Source organism: Clostridium thermarum (assembly GCF_006351925.1).
GTDB lineage: Bacteria > Bacillota > Clostridia > Clostridiales > Clostridiaceae > Clostridium_AU > Clostridium_AU thermarum.
Map to the genome: position 1 here is coordinate 3,683,412 of NZ_CP040924.1, position 17,815 is coordinate 3,701,226.

At 36.8% G+C, this 17,815-nt stretch carries 24 protein-coding genes and 1 other annotated feature; of the genes, 3 read left to right on the forward strand and 21 right to left on the reverse strand.

What is annotated here, in order from left to right:
• Nucleotides 1-70 precede the first annotated feature (70 nt).
• The 9 genes from FHY60_RS17005 to FHY60_RS18640 form a co-directional block, all read right to left on the reverse strand.
• Nucleotides 71-337: a hypothetical protein gene (locus FHY60_RS17005; protein WP_139906134.1), complete on the reverse strand. Its 267-nt coding sequence runs from the start codon at nt 335-337 to the stop codon at nt 71-73.
• Nucleotides 338-422: 85 nt separating this feature from the next.
• On the reverse strand, nt 423-1,064 hold the full coding sequence (locus FHY60_RS17010) for a nucleoside deaminase (protein ID WP_139906135.1): 642 nt from the start codon (nt 1,062-1,064) through the stop codon (nt 423-425).
• Nucleotides 1,065-1,073: 9 nt separating this feature from the next.
• Nucleotides 1,074-1,262, reverse strand: coding sequence for an Imm17 family immunity protein (locus FHY60_RS18770; protein WP_139906136.1), 189 nt, complete (start codon nt 1,260-1,262; stop codon nt 1,074-1,076).
• Nucleotides 1,207-1,563 (reverse strand): class I SAM-dependent methyltransferase, encoded by a 357-nt coding sequence (locus FHY60_RS17020; RefSeq protein WP_341472559.1) that lies wholly within the window; start codon nt 1,561-1,563, stop codon nt 1,207-1,209. The genes FHY60_RS18770 and FHY60_RS17020 overlap by 56 nt, the downstream gene beginning before the upstream one ends.
• 24 nt (nt 1,564-1,587) lie before the next feature.
• Nucleotides 1,588-2,082, reverse strand: coding sequence for a hypothetical protein (locus FHY60_RS17025; RefSeq protein WP_243122173.1), 495 nt, complete (start codon nt 2,080-2,082; stop codon nt 1,588-1,590).
• 240 nt (nt 2,083-2,322) lie between these two features.
• A complete protein-coding gene (locus FHY60_RS18775; RefSeq protein ID WP_423243570.1) occupies nt 2,323-2,550 on the reverse strand; it encodes an immunoglobulin-like domain-containing protein in 228 nt (75 codons plus the stop codon).
• On the reverse strand, nt 2,547-2,834 hold the full coding sequence (locus tag FHY60_RS17030) for a MerR family transcriptional regulator (RefSeq protein WP_139906138.1): 288 nt from the start codon (nt 2,832-2,834) through the stop codon (nt 2,547-2,549). The genes FHY60_RS18775 and FHY60_RS17030 overlap by 4 nt, the downstream gene beginning before the upstream one ends.
• Nucleotides 2,835-2,836: 2 nt before the next feature.
• Entirely contained in the window at nt 2,837-3,307 is a 471-nt protein-coding gene (locus tag FHY60_RS18635; RefSeq protein ID WP_341472536.1) for a VanW family protein, read from the reverse strand.
• Nucleotides 3,225-3,683, reverse strand: a complete 459-nt coding sequence (locus FHY60_RS18640; protein ID WP_341472537.1) for a VanW family protein — start codon at nt 3,681-3,683, stop codon at nt 3,225-3,227. Before FHY60_RS18640 ends, FHY60_RS18635 begins: the two co-directional genes overlap by 83 nt.
• Nucleotides 3,684-4,161: 478 nt before the next feature.
• Here FHY60_RS18640 and FHY60_RS17040 point away from each other — a divergent pair, with 478 nt between their 5' ends.
• The 3 genes from FHY60_RS17040 (at nt 4,162) to FHY60_RS17045 (ending at nt 6,767) form a co-directional block, all read left to right on the forward strand.
• Entirely contained in the window at nt 4,162-5,385 is a 1,224-nt protein-coding gene (locus FHY60_RS17040; protein ID WP_139906492.1) for an RtcB family protein, read from the forward strand.
• 120 nt (nt 5,386-5,505) lie between these two features.
• Nucleotides 5,506-5,757: a binding site (T-box leader), on the forward strand.
• A 67-nt stretch (nt 5,758-5,824) separates the two neighbouring features.
• Complete coding sequence (locus FHY60_RS18365) at nt 5,825-5,914, forward strand: class I tRNA ligase family protein (RefSeq protein ID WP_243122174.1); 90 nt, start codon at nt 5,825-5,827, stop codon at nt 5,912-5,914.
• A gap of 28 nt (nt 5,915-5,942) precedes the next feature.
• Complete coding sequence (locus tag FHY60_RS17045; RefSeq protein ID WP_243122175.1) at nt 5,943-6,767, forward strand: class I tRNA ligase family protein; 825 nt, start codon at nt 5,943-5,945, stop codon at nt 6,765-6,767.
• Between the two features lie 218 nt (nt 6,768-6,985).
• Here the strand turns inward: FHY60_RS17045 and FHY60_RS17050 are convergent, their stop codons facing one another.
• The 12 genes from FHY60_RS17050 to FHY60_RS17105 all read right to left on the reverse strand — a co-directional run bounded on the left by FHY60_RS17050 (nt 6,986) and on the right by FHY60_RS17105 (nt 17,717).
• Nucleotides 6,986-7,531, reverse strand: coding sequence for a glutathione peroxidase (locus tag FHY60_RS17050; RefSeq protein WP_139906139.1), 546 nt, complete (start codon nt 7,529-7,531; stop codon nt 6,986-6,988).
• Nucleotides 7,532-7,789: 258 nt separating this feature from the next.
• Nucleotides 7,790-8,605 (reverse strand): ABC transporter permease subunit, encoded by an 816-nt coding sequence (locus FHY60_RS17055; protein WP_139906140.1) that lies wholly within the window; start codon nt 8,603-8,605, stop codon nt 7,790-7,792.
• Entirely contained in the window at nt 8,606-9,487 is an 882-nt protein-coding gene (locus FHY60_RS17060) for an ABC transporter ATP-binding protein (RefSeq protein ID WP_139906141.1), read from the reverse strand.
• Nucleotides 9,484-9,939 carry a DUF3021 family protein gene (locus tag FHY60_RS17065; RefSeq protein WP_139906142.1) on the reverse strand — a complete coding sequence of 152 codons (456 nt, stop codon included), beginning with the start codon at nt 9,937-9,939 and terminating at the stop codon, nt 9,484-9,486. The genes FHY60_RS17060 and FHY60_RS17065 overlap by 4 nt, the downstream gene beginning before the upstream one ends.
• A gap of 10 nt (nt 9,940-9,949) precedes the next feature.
• On the reverse strand, nt 9,950-10,387 hold the full coding sequence (locus FHY60_RS17070; RefSeq protein WP_180375435.1) for a LytTR family DNA-binding domain-containing protein: 438 nt from the start codon (nt 10,385-10,387) through the stop codon (nt 9,950-9,952).
• A gap of 333 nt (nt 10,388-10,720) precedes the next feature.
• Nucleotides 10,721-11,476, reverse strand: a complete 756-nt coding sequence (locus FHY60_RS17075) for a VCBS repeat-containing protein (RefSeq protein WP_163215817.1) — start codon at nt 11,474-11,476, stop codon at nt 10,721-10,723.
• Nucleotides 11,477-11,543: 67 nt separating this feature from the next.
• Nucleotides 11,544-12,311: an SDR family NAD(P)-dependent oxidoreductase gene (locus FHY60_RS17080; RefSeq protein WP_139906143.1), complete on the reverse strand. Its 768-nt coding sequence runs from the start codon at nt 12,309-12,311 to the stop codon at nt 11,544-11,546.
• Nucleotides 12,312-12,473: 162 nt separating this feature from the next.
• Entirely contained in the window at nt 12,474-13,169 is a 696-nt protein-coding gene (locus FHY60_RS17085) for a response regulator transcription factor (RefSeq protein ID WP_139906144.1), read from the reverse strand.
• The gene (locus tag FHY60_RS17090; protein WP_139906145.1) at nt 13,166-14,635 is read right to left on the reverse strand and encodes a sensor histidine kinase; all 1,470 of its coding nucleotides are present in this window, start codon (nt 14,633-14,635) and stop codon (nt 13,166-13,168) included. Before FHY60_RS17090 ends, FHY60_RS17085 begins: the two co-directional genes overlap by 4 nt.
• Nucleotides 14,636-14,652: 17 nt before the next feature.
• Nucleotides 14,653-15,864, reverse strand: coding sequence for an ABC transporter permease (locus FHY60_RS17095; RefSeq protein ID WP_139906146.1), 1,212 nt, complete (start codon nt 15,862-15,864; stop codon nt 14,653-14,655).
• A gap of 11 nt (nt 15,865-15,875) precedes the next feature.
• The gene (locus FHY60_RS17100; protein ID WP_139906147.1) at nt 15,876-16,568 is read right to left on the reverse strand and encodes an ABC transporter ATP-binding protein; all 693 of its coding nucleotides are present in this window, start codon (nt 16,566-16,568) and stop codon (nt 15,876-15,878) included.
• Nucleotides 16,569-17,717 carry an efflux RND transporter periplasmic adaptor subunit gene (locus FHY60_RS17105; RefSeq protein WP_139906148.1) on the reverse strand — a complete coding sequence of 383 codons (1,149 nt, stop codon included), beginning with the start codon at nt 17,715-17,717 and terminating at the stop codon, nt 16,569-16,571.
• Between the last annotated feature and the right edge of the window lie 98 nt (nt 17,718-17,815).

Here is a 17,815-nt window from a genome sequence, read left to right on the forward strand (position 1 = left end):
AATTTGCGCCGCTGATGGTGTGCCTCAGGGGGCTTGGCAAAAACAAATTTCTTCTCCCTTATAGCTAGTTTTATAAATAGGGTATGTTTTTGTAACGGATTGAAATTCTCTCATTACCCATCTCTTCGATTGCTGTCCTAACACCATCAAAAAGAAGTGACTTCGTTGGTTCTTCTAATGCAATATGGTCTGAATAAGTGTTAAGCAATTCTACATATTCAGCACCGGTCATCTTTCTGGTATTATGGTATAACTTAAAATCAATGTTAGTAAAACCATTTTGTTCTATCTTTTTTATTATGCTTGAATATATACTTTCTCTATAAGTATTTTTCATCCAAGTTACCATCTCCCCTTACTATATATTCATTCAACTGTTTCGCCATATCTTAAGCTAGCCAACTTGAGATAAAGATAGTATTTCAGTCCCTATGCCCTATATATGATATAACTTCATCGTAAATTACTGAAATATTTTTTCCTTGAGCGGCAGCATTTTCGAAATACCCTTCCTCATTCAACTGCTTACCCAAATTCACACCAATATTACAATATTCCCTCCACTTATCTAGTACTACCTCTGATCCACTATTATTTCTCTTGTACTCAAAGGCTGTCTGTAAGACAATTTGAAATGTTTCCATTTCATCATCAGCTTTAGTAATACTTATACCTTTATTTTTGATATAGCGAGATTTCTCATTAAGTTCTGTAGCTCCGGCGTAACCATCTCTGTCTGCAAACTTTATGTTTCTTATGCTATTCATTACCATAGTTCCAAAACACATAGGGCAAGGTTCCATAGTTGTATACATACAGTAGCTTCTTACCTCTGGATGCTCGTCCAACTTCAAATTTAACATGGCCGTCATCTCTGCATGTGCCATATCTGTTCCTGCTAAAGGATTTTGACTTTCACCATCAAAGATTCTGTTTCTTCCTCTTGATACTATGTTTCCTTGAGAATCAACAATAACAGCGCCGATTGGAATTGAATTTCTCCTATATGATTCCCAAGCTAAACTAAAGGCCTCTTTCCATATTTCATTTAGATCATTCCACATAATTGCCTCCTATTGTAAGTTGGCCATAAAGCCTGTATATATAAGAATAAAAACCAATATTACATAGAAAATTCTTGCACCGTTCCTTCCAAATATCTTGACAAAAAAGCAGGCTCGTCTATTATTAAAAAACCAATCCCAGTTAAAAGCTGATGCCAACAAGCACAGAGCTGCTGCACCAAATATAAATATCTTCACTAATGAATAAAATTAGAAATCTGCCATTGTGTTTTAACATTCCAGAAATTTCCGGTAATACTTTGCTTTTGTCAAAATACACAAAGCATTGACACGCTGTAATAACATCAAAATAATTACTGTCTAAGTTTGTACTCTCTGCAGCGGCAGTAAAGAAATTAATATTCATATTGTTCTCTTTGGCAAGTCTTTTAGCCTCATCAATTTCATTTTCAGAAATATCTGTACCGGTCCACTCTGCCCCATACCTATACATATCAATAGTATCGCCCCCCCATATATAAAAAGCTATAAAAAGAATACTAAAGGCTGTGTCAACATCTAGTTATTTTACTTTTTCTAATGCACAAGATACGTTTTTATATCTGTTGCAATCACATTCAACATTTTCATATAAGTTGTCCCATAACGAGAAATTCGTCATAACAAAATATGGTGAGGATTTTGTTGGATTGCTTATATTGCCACGCCCAAGTTCAACTCCCCAAACATTTGCATTGGAATCACAAATCATGTTGTGACTGCTCCATTGTGGCATATTAACAACTTCAATGTTTTCTAGGTACTCCCCTGAATTTTCAGTACAAATACCACCATTGAGAATGTCTGTAATAAGTTTGGATGTATGAGTAACCTTTTTGCTTGCCCTTTTGTATAAACCTTTTCTATTTAAATTGACTACTAGATTATTGAAAAACCTCCCATATCTATCTACTCCAAATGATGGATGCCTTCCGCGCTCACCATCAACAAGTATAGTAAACCAATTGGTTTTTTTCGTATCAATAGTATATTCCATACCATTGTTATCAAAATTCATACCAATAATTATATCTTGGCCTCTATGAATGAAACTCGTACACATAGTTAACCTAACCTCATAACCCTTTTATTTTATTATAAGTTATATTATGTCATATTAATATAAAAAAATAGATTCTTTTGTCATTTTCATTAACAATAGAATCTATACTTAAATACACAGCTTTTAGCTAATCTGTCATAGAAAGTTAAACTATAACTCTACATGACTTGCCGGATAAGCCATTTGAAATTAGTCTCAGGAATTATACTTTAACGTAAATTCATAAGTCTCTGCAGGCTTTAATACATATGATTCCATCGTAAAAGCTACATCTTTTATAAATGGTACAACGTACCAACTATCATCTTGAAACTTTTCGATTCTATAGTAACCACTGAATGAAATATTAGAAGAATCTTGATTTCTAATGGTTACTTTTATCTCATTAACTGATGTACTGTATTCTTCATTTTCAGTGCTCATCTTAACTTTAATTTCTTGATCACTAATTGAATATAGTGAAGCTTAACTAGCTGGTCGGTTGTATAAAATCTGTACCCTGTAAAGTCGTCTACAACTTCTGGTTTAAGCAGCCCTACCTCATCATAATATCGAAGAGTTTTTATTGTTGTCTTGCTCAGCTTTGAAAATTGGCCAATGCGATACGTTAGACTCACTTCCTTGTGTCTTATTCTATATCCTCCAGTAACGGGAGAGTAAAGAGGTAATCTAAAGTTTAGTACCACTTTATGATAAGACTTGTCCATTTTTAGATTTGATTAACCACATCTTCTAACTTTGTATTTTCATTCAAATATGGATTGTATAACATATATGCATGGTTCTCTGTAACATATTCATCTTTAATCAAACCAATATTATCATATATCTTCCTATATATAACATTGTTTCTTATATAGCCCCCAAAGAGTCCCGGAGTTATTGAGTGTTCCTTTTCATATACTTCATATCTATAAACAGAAGGTTCTGAGCACCTCCACTCTCCAGCAAGTTCTTTATCTGTCAGATAAACTATGAGCTGAAATTCTTTCTCTGTGTTATTTTTTATTTGTAAGTCTAAGGAATTGTAAGAGCAAGTGGCTCCGGTGCCAAAGGGCTGTTTTCTGTTTACATCAGGAAATACATCATGACTGTGCCTATGTCTTTCTATTACTGTCAGTTCTGTGTGCAAAGTCATCCAGTATATCAGGTTTGAAAGTTGGCAGAGACCACCTCCCACTCCGGCCTTCAAAGTTCCGTCTGCACACAAAACCAAAGCCGTCTAAATAGCCCTTTTTGTAGGAGGTCTTGCCAATGAGCTTCCAATAGGAAAATGTCTCCCCGGGTTTTATTACTATGTGATTGAGGTTTTTAACAGCAAGCCTGAGGTTTGTGACTTTATTGTACTGGAGCCGCATGTCCACGTCTTTAAGCTTTCTTATCAATGGTGTACTGTGTGTAAAGATAACATATGGATATTTTTCTTCAACTAGGTTCTTTGAATATTTAATCCCACTGAAGTACCACTGTCTGTACCTTTTACCTGAATAATACATTTTCCCCAAAAACAATCTGATTTTTGACCTCTTTATTGGCTTTTTGTCAATATAACCCATGTTTACCATCTCCCTTATTAATTAGCATGGTTTTACCGGTTCATACCTTAATGATACTAACTATTTTTATATTTAGCTTACCGATTAGGTCCTTTCCAGGAGAGTAATTTTACTGCCATAATAATCCTATAAATCTATTATAAGGTTATTCTTCATCGTATTCAAAAAGTATTGGAAACTTTCTGTCTGTAATCCCGTCTCCTTATAGTCTATACCTTGAATATAATAGCCGTTCCATGTTACAATAAATGTAAATTAACTATAAAGGAGGATGTCCATAAATACCCTGAATAAATCCTCCTGTTTCCGTGATATAGAAGAAGTGTTGATAGGTGATGGGCAGACAAGCTATGACAGCAGCAATCTGAAGGTTTTATATGAAAGAGATCTGACCTACAGCTGGTCCAGCGTACCCTTGAGGGTGGGAAATAGACCGGAGAAAGGTGAAGATAATTATGCCCCCAAGGAGGGAAGTAAAATGATTGAGATAAAAGGTAAATATAATACCGCAAAGGTTTATACTGATAATTTGGAACCTGAAGTTATTTCTCAGGTGATTGAGTTGTGTAATCAGGAGTTTTGCAAGGGCAGCAAGATAGCCATTATGCCGGACACCCATGCCGGTAAGGGCTGTGTTATAGGTTTTACCGCAGATTTAGGAGATATGGTTATACCCAACATTGTTGGTGTGGACATCGGCTGTGGAATGCTCACGGTGGAATTGGGTAAGCTGGAGTTAGATTTAGAGGAACTGGACAATGTTATCCGCAAGTGGGTTCCTTCCGGTATGGAGGTTCATCCGGGTAGGATAATTAGATTTCCAAAGCTGCAGGACCTTCACTGCTATAGGGACTTAAAGGAAACCAAAAGAATTGAGAGGAGCATAGGAACCTTAGGCGGGGGCAATCACTTTATAGAAACAGATAAGGATGATGAAGGAAATATCTATCTGGTTATCCATTCCGGCAGCAGAAACTTGGGAAAACAGGTTGCTGAAATCTACCAAAACCTGGCCATAGATCTCTGCTCCGGAAAGGAAGATTACTATATTCAGAGAGAAAATATAATTTCTGAATACAAAAAAGAAGGAAAACGCAATCTTATAGAGAAAGCTTTAAAGGAACTAAAACAAAAATATGATAACCTATTGCCAAGCTATCCAAAGGACTTATGCTTTTTAACTGGAGTTTATAGAGAACGCTATCTTCATGACATGAATATCTGTCAAGAGTATGCAGTATTAAATAGAGAGACCATGGCCGGCATTATTTTGTCAAAGTTGTTGGGTAAAGAATTGTCAGACTTCAAATACTTTCATACAATTCACAACTATATAAACTTCAAAGATAACATAATCAGAAAGGGAAGTATTTCAGCCTATGAAGGAGAAATGGTCCTAATTCCTATCAACATGAGAGACGGAAGCATTCTTGCAGTAGGAAAGGGTAATGCTGATTGGAATTACTCCGCACCCCACGGTGCAGGAAGACTTATGAGCAGAAGCAAGGCCAAGGAAAGCTTAACCCTGGAAGAATACCAAAAGTCTATGGAGGGTATCTTTACAACCTCTGTCAACTACTCAACCCTTGATGAGGCCCCAATGGCCTATAAGCCTATGGAGGAAATTATCAATAATATTGGAGATACCGTTGAAATTCTTAAGATTATAAAGCCTATATACAATTTTAAGGCTGGTGTATGAGATGTTCAGGTCAGTTTGAATATTGAATCGGTATGTTCTTTCCATTGACAGCATAAAGAAAAATTTATTATTGACAGCATATAATAATATTGATATCATATAGCAAATGGAATATTCTTCATAAAAGCTTTGAAGAGGAAGAGCAGTTACAGACCTGAAGTAAAGAGAGGGAATGGCGGTGGAAATTTCCCATGACGGATGTAATGAAGGTAGCCTCGGAGCAGTAAACCGAAACCTAAAAGGAAGTAGGCTTTAACGGAATTCCTACCGTTAAAAAGGAACTAGTATCGGCGACAATTGCCCGTACTATATTGAGAGTGTACAGTTGTACAAAATTAGGTGGTACCGCGGAGTTCATCCTTCGTCCTTTTTATTAGGACGAAGGATTTTTTATTTTCCCAAAGGCGCGCTGGAGCAAATAAATTGGTATCCTGCCAGCATGAAAACCCGCTATATAACCTGGGTTGAAAACTTAAAATGGGATTGGTGCATATCAAGGCAGAGATATTTCGGAAACCGCTGTATTTGATACCTGGGCTGCCTCGTCCTTGACTCCCTTGATAAATTCCGGTTGGGGATCTGAAGCTGATAAGACCAATGAACTTCTTCCTATGGGCATGAGAACACAAGCCCATGAGATAATAAGAACTTGGGCCTTCTATACAATAGTTAGAAGCCTATTCCATACCGGGAAGCTTCCTTGGAAGGATATAATGATCTGCGGCTTCGTATTAGCTAAAAAAGGTGAGAAAATCAGTAAATCCAAAAACAATTCTGTATCCTCCCCAAAGGAATTAATTGAAAAATACTCCGCAGATGCTCTGCGATATTGGTCCGCCGGAGCAAGGCTAGGCACAGACACCATGTTCTCTGAAGATGAACTGAAAGCTTCTAACAGATTTTTAACTAAACTGTGGAACGCGGCAAAATTTTGTATTATACAGCCGGAAGACTATAAGGATAATAAGCCTGAGGAGTTACTACCCATAGACCAATGGATATTAGAAAAGCTTAACAAGGTAGAAAAGCTGGCCATTAAGAGTTTAAATCAATATGAGATAGGCTTGGCTAAACATGATATAGACGAATTTTTCTGGAGTGACTTCTGTGATAATTATCTTGAAATAGTAAAGGACAGACTATACAAGCCGGAAGTTCATGGAGAAGGGGAAAGATTGTCCGGACAATATACTTTATATACCGTACTCTTAGAACTTCTGAAGCTTTATGCAATATATGTACCTCATATAACCGAGGAAATCTATCAGTCATTTTTTAAGGACTTTGAAAAAACCACTTCAGTTCATATGATGCAGTGGAACATGCACCACGAGACTCAGATGATAATATATTATCCTTTGGAGAAAACATCAAAGCTCTGATTGCTGAAGTAAGAAAGTATAAATCGGAAAGAAACCTTTCCCTAAAGGATCCTATGGCCAGTATAGAAATTAATATTCCTAAAGAACAACATCACTATCTGCAAAAGACCCTTAAGGATATAAAAGCCTGCACCTGGGCAGAAGAAATCATAATCAAGTAATGGCAAGGGGACGTTATGTTTGCACCAAAAGGTGGCAAACAAAACGTCCCGCTGCCATTATAATAATTTCTTTATGTCCTCTTCCATATCAAAAGGTTCAGAAGTAGGTTCAAATCTCTTTACAACTTTACCCTCTCTATCAATCAGGAACTTAGTAAAATTCCACTTTATTGAGTCTCCCACTAAATTTTCAGGATATTTTTCGCTAAGTACATTATAAAGTATCTTACCCATTGGAGTACTCTTATCGAAACCTTTAAAGGGGGCTTCTACAGTAAGATACTTAAATAAGGGATGAGCCTCTGCTCCTTTTACATCAACTTTCTCAAAAACCTGGAAGTCTACGCCGTAGTTTATTTGGCAGAAGGTCTTTACTTCACTGTTGCTGCCCGGTTCCTGCTCACCAAATTGATTACAAGGAAAAGCTAATATCTCTAACCCCTGATCCTTGTACTTTTCGTAAAGCTTCTGAAGATCTGCATACTGTGGTGTAAACCCACATTTACTAGCAGTATTAGCAATTATTAAAACCTTTCCTTTGAAGTTCTCTAAAGAAACCTCCTGTCCCTCAATTGTCTTTGCTGAAAAATCATATATACTCATTTGAAACCCCTTCCCTTCATCCATCAATTTATTTTATATTCTTTATGGTCATTTTTATTAGTAATAATTTTCTGTTCAATAATATTATATCGCACTTTCAATTGTTTGCAATATAATTTTATAAAATTATTGCTAAAAAATTAACTGAAACCTTAGAAACTTAATTTCTGAAATATTTAGAAGGTAACTCCGTAAGTGGAACTTTACCAAGTTCTTAAAAGACAATAATAAGCAGCCTAGATCAGGCTGCTTATTTACTTATATCCTAAAATCTTTCTTTCTATATACAATATAAGAAGCTGCTATACACAGAAGGATTATTGTCAAAGCTAATGCAATATTGGTCCCCTCCATGCCCTTCCTTACAAGGTCCGAAGGCATAGCATAGTGAAAAGGCGAAAAATACTTTAGGAAGCTAAGCTCCTCAATCATATCAGCAAAAACCCCCAGCAGATAAGTTACAAAGAAAGTTCCTGTAGCTATAGGCATTGCAAATCTTAAGTGTGGAACAAAAACAGATATTATAAAACCAACTGCCATAAATACCATTCCTACTAAAAAGAACCCTGAAAACAAGGTTTTTATATCCAGAAACATGTCAACTGTCTGAAGATCCGCCGGTTTAACCGTAAGAGATACTAAAATTGCAACTATGGCTATAATCATTATAAACAAATAAAATAACACCAAGGAGGACAAAAGCTTCATTGTAACTATTTTAGTTCTGGTAACCGGCTGAGCATAGAGAAATTCTATAGTGCCCTCACTTTCTTCTTTTATAAGGGCCTTAGCACCAAGCAGAGCGGCATATACGGTCCCAGCCATCATTATATATTGAAATACATAGGCAAAGTATTCATTTAACTTAGAGAAATTTGGAGCATCCTTTAACCCGAAGGCTTCCTTTAGGGCCTCAGGCATTGCCCCCAGTTTTGTATCCACCAGCTCTTGCATTCCGCTATCCTTCATGGAAGGAAACATGGACATAAATAGCAGGATTAATAGTGTACAAATCATGCTCCATATAAATAAAGATTTTAAGCCTTTTTTTACTTCCATCTTAAATATATTCATTTAATTATCCTCCTCATAGTAACTCATGAAAACCTCAGACAACTTCTTTTCCTCTATAGTCAAATCATCAAGCTTATATTTGCTTATTACAGAGAGAATTTCATTTATATCTCCGGCATAGTTAAAGGAAATGCTATTCTTATCCCGTACTAACTTTTCAGCACCTGCAGCCTTTAACTGTTCACTTATATCCTCTTTAACTCTCAAGTTTATACATTTAATCTTTTTGTGCGAAAAATCTGAAATGCTTCTTACTTCTATTATTTTACCTTCTTTAATAATTGCCACTCTATCACAGAACTCTTCTACCTCCGTAAGATTATGACTTGATAGAAAAATTGTTGTTCCTTTTTCTTTAAGTTTAAGCAAAATACTAAAAAGCTTTTGCTGAATTAACGGATCTAAACCATTAGTGGGTTCGTCTAAAATCAATAACTGCGGTTTATGAAGAAGCGCCTGAACAATGGCAACCTTCTTTTTGTTTCCCAAGGATAACTGAGCAATATTTTTTGTGAGCTCTACCTCGAAGATTTTGCATAGGTCTTCCACATATCCATTATCTGCATTCTTCCTGAAGGACTTTGCATAATTGATCAACTCCTGTACCGTCATGTTATCATAGTATCTTACTTCACTAGGTACATAACCCACATTCTCCTTAATCTTTTCTACTTCTGTTACACAATCCATCCCTAAAATCCTGGCCTCTCCGGATGTTGGAAAAATAAAATTTAAAAGCAGCTTGATGGTTGTAGACTTTCCAGCTCCGTTTGGTCCAATAAAACCAAATATTTCACCCTTATTTACTGTTAAATTAACATCATTTATACCACGGTTTTTTCCATAGGACTTTGTTAAACCCTTTATCTCAATAATACTCATTTCTCCTCCCCCTTTATCTTTTTATTTTGCTTATATGCTGCCAATTTATCATTTAACTGTTCCCCTGTCCCCTTGTAATAAGCATACAGAGAAAAGCTCATCATCAAGTATATTGCGGTATATACCCCTGTAAAAATCACTACACTTTCAGCCTTTGAAATATCTACCCACTTAAGGATATTAGAAGATATAAATGATGCTATATAGCACAACAAGTAATGAATTAGTATTTTATACTTAGTTTTAAGTGATGTCAGTATATACTCACCAAATATGAGAAAATGTATGAGTACTAGAACCATAGTAATCACAACAAATTGCCATATCAACACAAAATCCATAGTGGTTTGTCCCGTAAATAAGCCGTAAACTGTATATAAAAGAATTGATGCAGTAAAGATTAGTCCCCATACCAGTTTAAATTGAACCACTAACTCCATGAATCTTTTCATAACACCCCTCCTATAAGCCAAGAATTTCTTTTAGTACCGGTACATACTGCCTGGATACTACTAACTTCTCATCATTTTCTAAGAGCACATCCAATCTGCCGTTAAACCTTGGTGATAGTTTTTTAATTCTGGAGATATTGATTATGGTAGATTTACTAGCCCTAAAGAAATCTTGTTTTCCTAATTTCTCTTCCAACTCATATAGTCTTAAGTGAGTCTCTAACACCTGTGTCTCTGTATATATAAAGGTTTTCTTGTCTACACTCTCAAAATAAAAAATATCCTGAGGGTCTATAAGATGGGTAACCCCATTTAATACGCCCATAATCTTTTCCTCCGGGGCCTTGAGAATAGAAACTAACTTTTTAATCTCTTCATCGATTTTCGAACATTTTATTATAACTTCTGTTTCCTCATAATTATGTGATTCATCTATAATAACATTCACCTCAACACCTCCCTATAGGCAATGCTCTATAATATAAATATATCAATAATACTTTCTAAGTAAATACCCCTTCTACCAAGTTGCATTTTCTGAATACTAAGTTGCATTAGGAAATACTTTCACTTGCCATTTATATAGACTATATTATAAAGTGATCTCAATCAGTATATAGTAGGCAAAAAATTCACCAACAGAATAGGAAGAATTTCATTATGGGTAAATGATCAACCAACAGAATAGGAAGAATTCCATTATGGGTAAATGATCAAGAAGAAGCAAAAAACCGTCAACGGCAAAAGTCCGCTAACGGTAATAAATTCTCCATTCTTTAATTTAAACAAACTTCACATCTTCACCAAAAATAGCAACCTGCTGTCTCCAGGTCTTAAATTCCCTGCCATCCCATTTTAGGTCTGTTTCAACATATCCAATGGCATCGGCGTTATATCTTCCGGCAATCTTTTGTACTGCTCTCAGTTCATAGACTCCATCTCTTTCAAAGTCTATAGGATATAAGCCGCTTATAGGATTGACAAAGCCCTCTATAGGTTCCTTTAGCCTTCCATTTTTATCATAGATCTCCCACAGGTATTCCTCTCCTTTGTACTGAATGTCTATGGTATACATTGTATCAGTTCTCTCACTTATTACTTCAACCTTATAGTTATCCCTGTAATTAACCTGGTATTTATAATCCTCATTAAAGGTTTCAAAGTCAAATAATAACTTGGGCTTGTTATCTATAAATGAATAAATATAGCTGTACAGCATAGCCCCGCTTCCCCCTGAGTCTATATATACAACGATATCATCCACCCGATCTCCGGTGAAATCTCCTGGAAAAATCGTAGGGTTATATCCGGACCCTTCCTTTATAGGAACCCTTATATATTCCCTAGTAAAGCCATCCTGAACCACCAGATTGATATTGGTTACAAAGGGACTTTGCATCTCATAGGGCTTATCTCCCATAAGAAAAATATTATCTATATATCCATCTCCATTTATATCGCCCTGTTTGAAGTCTAAAATATGTGCACTATACCCATTAAAATAAATCATCTGTCTTGGACAAAAAAATTTATACATACTAAACTCCTTAATATTTTTCACAGTTCTATTATATGAAGTTTAGATATTGGTTGATATGTATTTTTTATCTATTTGATAACCTCTTTTGATACTTTCCCACCATTCCTTTGACCAGCCTTCTAGGCAGTATAACCAGTAACTTATTTGCTAATCCGGGTACTACTACTGATTTTTTCTTCATCAGGGCCTTATAGGCGGCTTTAGCTACAAGTTTCGGTTCCATTGCTGCACAATTATCACGTCTCCCAGCCCGCTTGGCAAAGTTTGTTTTTGTTGCTCCGGGGCACAGAGCCGTAACTGATACATTAAAGGGCCTAAGCTCTTCTGCAATTGCTTCGGAAAAAGATAGGACATAGGCCTTTGTGGCATAGTAAACCGCCGTATATGGACCTGGGTGATAGGAACCGGTAGAGGCCACATTTAGTATCCTTCCCTCTTTTCTTTTGGCCATCTCTCTTCCAAAAAGCTTTGTAAGTTCTGTCAATGCACTTATATTAACCTGTAACATGTCTGTATCCTTTTGCTGCTCTTCTTCGTGAAATAATCCTACATAACCAAAGCCTGCATTATTTACAAGAATATCCACTTCTAAATTCAATTCCTTAACTCTGTCATAGACTTTTGCAGCAGCTCCACCTTCCGATAAGTCCATTCCAATTACATAAACCCTTATGTTATGCTCTTTGCTTAATTCCACTGCAAGCTCCTGAAGCACATCCACTCTTCTGGCCACCAACACAAGATCATGTTGACTCTGTGCAAAAACCTTTGCCAGCTCACAGCCAATTCCGCTGGAGGCTCCGGTTATTAGTGTTACCTGATTTTTTCCCATAATAGCATCCCCTAATAATTAATTGCTATATCTAATTATACACTAAATTAGCTAAAGCTTTATTCAATTACAAAAGATAAACCATTGAAAGAGTAGGTGAAACCAGGGTAAGATTTAAACAGGGAATCCATAGGACACATTGAAGACATGGAATTTGCTCCATTACTTGTATATGTTAAACCGGTAACCAACCCCCCATATAGTCTCAATAAACCTTGGCTCCGAAGGATTTTCCTCTACCTTCTCCCTAAGCTTTCTTATATGAACGGTAACGGTGGCCACGTCACCTTGAGAGTCCATGCCCCAGATCCTCTCAAAAATTTCTTCCTTGGTAAACACCCTGTTGGGATTTGATGCTAAAAACAAAAGTAAATCGAATTCCTTGGTAGTCAGTATTACTTCCTTATTATTTACATAAACTCTTCTGGAGGTTTCATCTATAGTTAGGCCTCTTATCTCCATGACTCCCTTTTTCACGTCCTTGCCTCCTACCAGTCTTTCATATCTGGAAATATGGGCTTTGACCCTGGCTAACAGCTCACTGGGACTAAAGGGCTTTGTCACGTAGTCATCAGCTCCCAGACCCAGCGCTCTGATTTTATCTATATCTTCATTTTTTGCAGAAACCATGAGAATTGGAGTATTTTTATTATTTCTGATTTGGCGGCATATTTCAAAGCCATCAATGCCGGGGAGCATAATGTCTATAATTACAAGATTAAAGTCTTCCTCTAGGACCCTTTGAAGCCCTTTGTCTCCCCTTTGTTGTATTTCTACCTCAAAGCCGTTTATCTCAAGATAGTCCCTCTCCAGCTCTGCTATACTTATATCATCTTCTATAATAAGAATCTTCTTCATACCGTTTCACCACTTTTCGATTTTTTTAAGGTAAAGTAAACACTTGTTCCTTCACCTTCAACGCTCTCTGCCCACATCCTACCGCCATGCTCCTCTATGATCATTTTTGCTATGGATAGGCCTAAACCACTTCCTCCGGTGGCGGAATTTCTTGAGAGATCTGCCCTGTAAAATCTATCAAAAATGTATGGCAGCGCCTCCTTCTCTATGCCCTGTCCGTTGTCAGCAAAAGCTATTATAACCTCATCCTCTTCTTCTTGCAGAGAAACCTGTATTTTGCCATTGGCCTTATCCATATACTTCACGGCGTTTTCAACTATATTGATTATAACTCTCTTTAGCTGCTGAACATCAACCCTTACTATTATATCCTTATAGTCTGACCCGTTAAAGCTTATAGTCATCCCTCTCTTCTCCAAATCAAACTGGAGCTCTTCCATGCAATCGATCAAATACTTAACTATATTAATATCATTGAAATTGAATTCCAGCTTACTCAAATCCAGCTTGGAATACAGGAATAACTCATCTATTAATTTATCCGCAGCCACTGCCTTCTTATATATGGTATTTATATACTTATTCATTTTCTCCGGGGTGTCTGCAACCCCATCCCTTATGCCTTCCACGTAACCCTTTATAGACGTAATGGGAGTTCTCAGGTCATGTGAAATGTTTGATATAAGCTCTTTTCTGTTATTTTCGTATTGCTGCTGCAGCTCCAGGGAACTTTTCAGTCTTACTCTCATGTCATTAAAAGCTATGCCTAGCTCACCAATCTCATCATCTGAATCTATATCTACATTAAAATCCAGATCCCCATCTTTAATTTTATTGGCAGATTCCTTTAACTTATTTAATGGATTTACTATGCGCTTTGCTACAATGTAAGTAAGAAAGCCATTTGTCAAAATCAGTACTATAATAATAGTTACGGCAACTGTAACACTGAGCCTTTTAAATATTTTTATCAATGGCTGTATATCCGTTAAGAGAAATACACTGCCTTCACTTCTATCACTAAAATAAAAGTCCTGCTGACTTAATATTAACTTTATTTTTGCTCCCTTAAACCTAAAGGGAATATCTTCTTTATATTCTCCAAAGTCAGGCAAAATACTTTCCATCTCCATTCCTTCATACTTTGGAGTAACATACACTACATCATCATTTTTGCGTACAATAATTCCGGAGTTTAACTTTTTCAGTTCTCCCTCCAGTTCTTTTATATAGCTTTCGTTAAATAGTTTTTCAGGTGTCTTTAGGGATATTTCCTTGATCTTTATAAAGAGCTCCTCCCTCTCCTCCAGCGCATCCCTGATAGGAGCATAGGAAATTTCATTTTCACCCTTTTGCATATCACTGAAATAATATAAAATTGAAAAATGTGCTATTAAGACCGTAGTAACTATGGGAATAATTAACATTGCTATATAGGACAATACTAATCTAAGTTTTATTGACATGATACACTCCACTCATCCTATTCGTACCTTAATGCTTCTATAGGGTCCAACTTTGCTGCCTTCCTGGCAGGATATATACCAAAGAAAATACCTACTGCAGAGGAGAATAATATAGCTCCTGCCACAGCGCCTAGGGATAATACCGGAGTTATATCTACAAAGCTTCCTATTATCTCTGCACCTATTATCCCTGTAATCATTCCGATTATTCCACCAATCAAGGAAATTATAACCGATTCCACCAGAAACTGAGTTAATATTCTTGCAGTTGTAGCTCCTATAGCCTTTCTAATTCCAATTTCTCTTGTTCTTTCAGTAACAGAAACAAGCATTATATTCATTACACCAATTCCGCCTACTAATAGGGATATTGCCGCTACTGCTCCTATAAAAGAAGTAAAGATAGTAAGTACACTATTTATCTGATCAAGGATTTGCAATGCACTCTCTGCTGAATATATATCTTGTCCTCTGTTGTTGTGTCTTGCCTCAAGTATATTTAACGCTCCAATTCCTGCAGTCTCGCTATTTTCCTTGGTATCTGCCATCACAGTTATAGAACTGATCCTAATTTCATCAGATACTATACTTTCAAGAAAGGTTATGGGCAGCTTTATCCTTATGGGCATGTTACTGTTTCCTCTACGTCCAAAAGGATTGTAAAAGCCTTTCTCTACTCCAATTATTGTGACCTTTTTTCTTATAGATCCTTGCCCAATCTGCATGCTTTGGCCCACAACATCCGTGTATCCAAATAAATCCTCTGCAGAATTCTCATCTATTATTACTACCGGTGATCCTTCTTCATATTCTCTTTCATTGAAGAATCTTCCATACACCATCTCAGTATTGTTTACATACACTAAATCCGCTGAGCCGCCGATCATAGAAACCCTCTTACTTATTTCATTAGCTACAGCAATCCCGGAGGCTGAAACACTGGGACTTACATATAAAACTGTAGGAACCTTCTCCTTAATCTGCTTAATATCCTGCAGGGTTATGAACTCTGTGGATTGAGCCTTTGCATTATCTACCCTTATATTGACAGAAGCCGCTCCTAACTTTTGAAACTCTCCGGTTATGGCGTCTTGTCCTCCATTCCCTAATGAGACAATGGTTATAACAGAACTAATACCTATTATAATACCAAGCATCGTTAGGAAGGCTCTCATCTTATTCGCCCTTATACTGTTAAGAGCCATTTTTATGCTTTCAAAAATGTTCATTCTTTTCCTCCCTATAGAATTATTCTGTCTTCCACCAAGGTATCAGAAACTATTTCTCCGTCTCTGAAACGTACTATTCTTTTACAATGCTGAGCTATATCATTTTCATGGGTAACCATAATTACCGTAGCTCCTTCATTATTCAAGTTCTGAAATATACGCATTATTTCTACTGAGGATTTTGTATCCAAGTTTCCTGTGGGCTCATCTGCCATTATCACTGCCGGTGAGTTGACAATTGCCCGGGCAATAGCTGCCCTCTGCTTCTGGCCTCCGGAAATTTCATTAGGAAGATGCTTTACTCTGTCCTTAAGTCCTACTTTTGCAAGAGCGGCCAGGGCTCTTTCTCTTCTCTCCTTGGCCGGTAACCCTGCATAAAGCATGGGAAGCTCAACATTCTCCAGCAAAGTCATTCTTGGTATGAGGTTAAATGCCTGGAACACAAAGCCTATCTCTTTATTTCTTATATGTGCAAGTTCATCGTCTTGAAGACTGGAAACATCTTTTCCATTTAAAATGTACTTACCCTCGTTCATCTTATCCAGACAGCCTAAGATGTTCATAAAGGTGGACTTACCGGACCCGGATGGTCCCATTATGGCTGTAAACTCACCCTTTTCAATTTTTAGACTCACCTTTTTTAGTGCAGTAAACTCCAAGTCTCCTGTAGTATAGATTTTTACAACGTTTTTAACCTCCAGCACTTATTCCACCTCCACAGATTCCTTGGCCCTTGTGCCATCCTTTACTGCAGTGGAAGGGTTAAGCACCACCTTGTCACCTTGCTTAATTCCCTCAGTTATACCCACTTCCATATCGGATTGAATATTTGTTTTAATTTCTCTCTCTCTTACTACCCCATCTTCTATAACATAAACGTAGTTCTTATTTCCCTTGGCTACTTTTATACTCTCCGCCGGAACCTTTAATGTGCTGTCTACCTCTCCGATAAGTATATCTACATCCACATCGAAATTAATTTTTAGATCTTCTGCCTTATCTAAAATATCAATTTCCGCCCCAAGGCTTGTCTCACCACCTGCAGCAGAAACTGACTTGCTGGCAGCAGGCTCTATAAAGGACACCTTCCCACTATAAGTATGGCTTCCGCTTTTTATGATAACATCTTGTCCAACTTTTACCCTATTTGCATCATACTTACCCAGGGATATTACAGCTTTCAAATTACCGGTATCCTGAACTGTTACAGCAATCTGTGCAGCGCTTCCCATCTGACCTTCCACTACATTTAAAGCTGTAACCACTCCATCATTTTCCGCCACTATACTCGAAACATTTTGCTCCAGCTTCTTCTTTGCTGAATCTAAATTTATCTGGGCCAGACTTACTGCATTATCCGCTTGCTTCAACTTTTCATAGGAGATTGGTGAAAGTGCCTCTCTCTTAGCTTTTAAGCTGCTAAGTGTTGCAATATCCTTGGGGTCTGTATTTTTTATCTGACTATCCAGCTCTGAAATTTTATCATTGATACTCTTATTCTGATTGTACAAATCGTTTCTCTGAAGTACAGCATTATCATACTGTAACTGGGCCTGTTTAACCGCTGTGTCCAGATCCTGACTCTCGTATTCTATCAGTACATCCCCCTTCTTTACTGCTTCGCCAAGCTTCACATTTACTTTCTTTACCTTAGCCTGAGTTCCAAAGTAATCCTTTGAATTCTTAGACTCTATGGTAGCAGTGGTAGATAAATATGCTTTAATATCTCCTACCTCAGCTACAGCAGTCCTTACTAATACTATATTTCTGTCTCTTCTCCTACTTCTGAGAACAAATAGTCCACCAACTATTACAACAATAACCAACCCATAAATAATGCTTTTCCTTTTCATTATGTTACCTCCAAAAATCGTTATGTTTTAATTGTAAACTACCATTCTAAAATGGCAATAAAGTATTTCTTAAATTTTTATAAAGTCAGATATAAAAG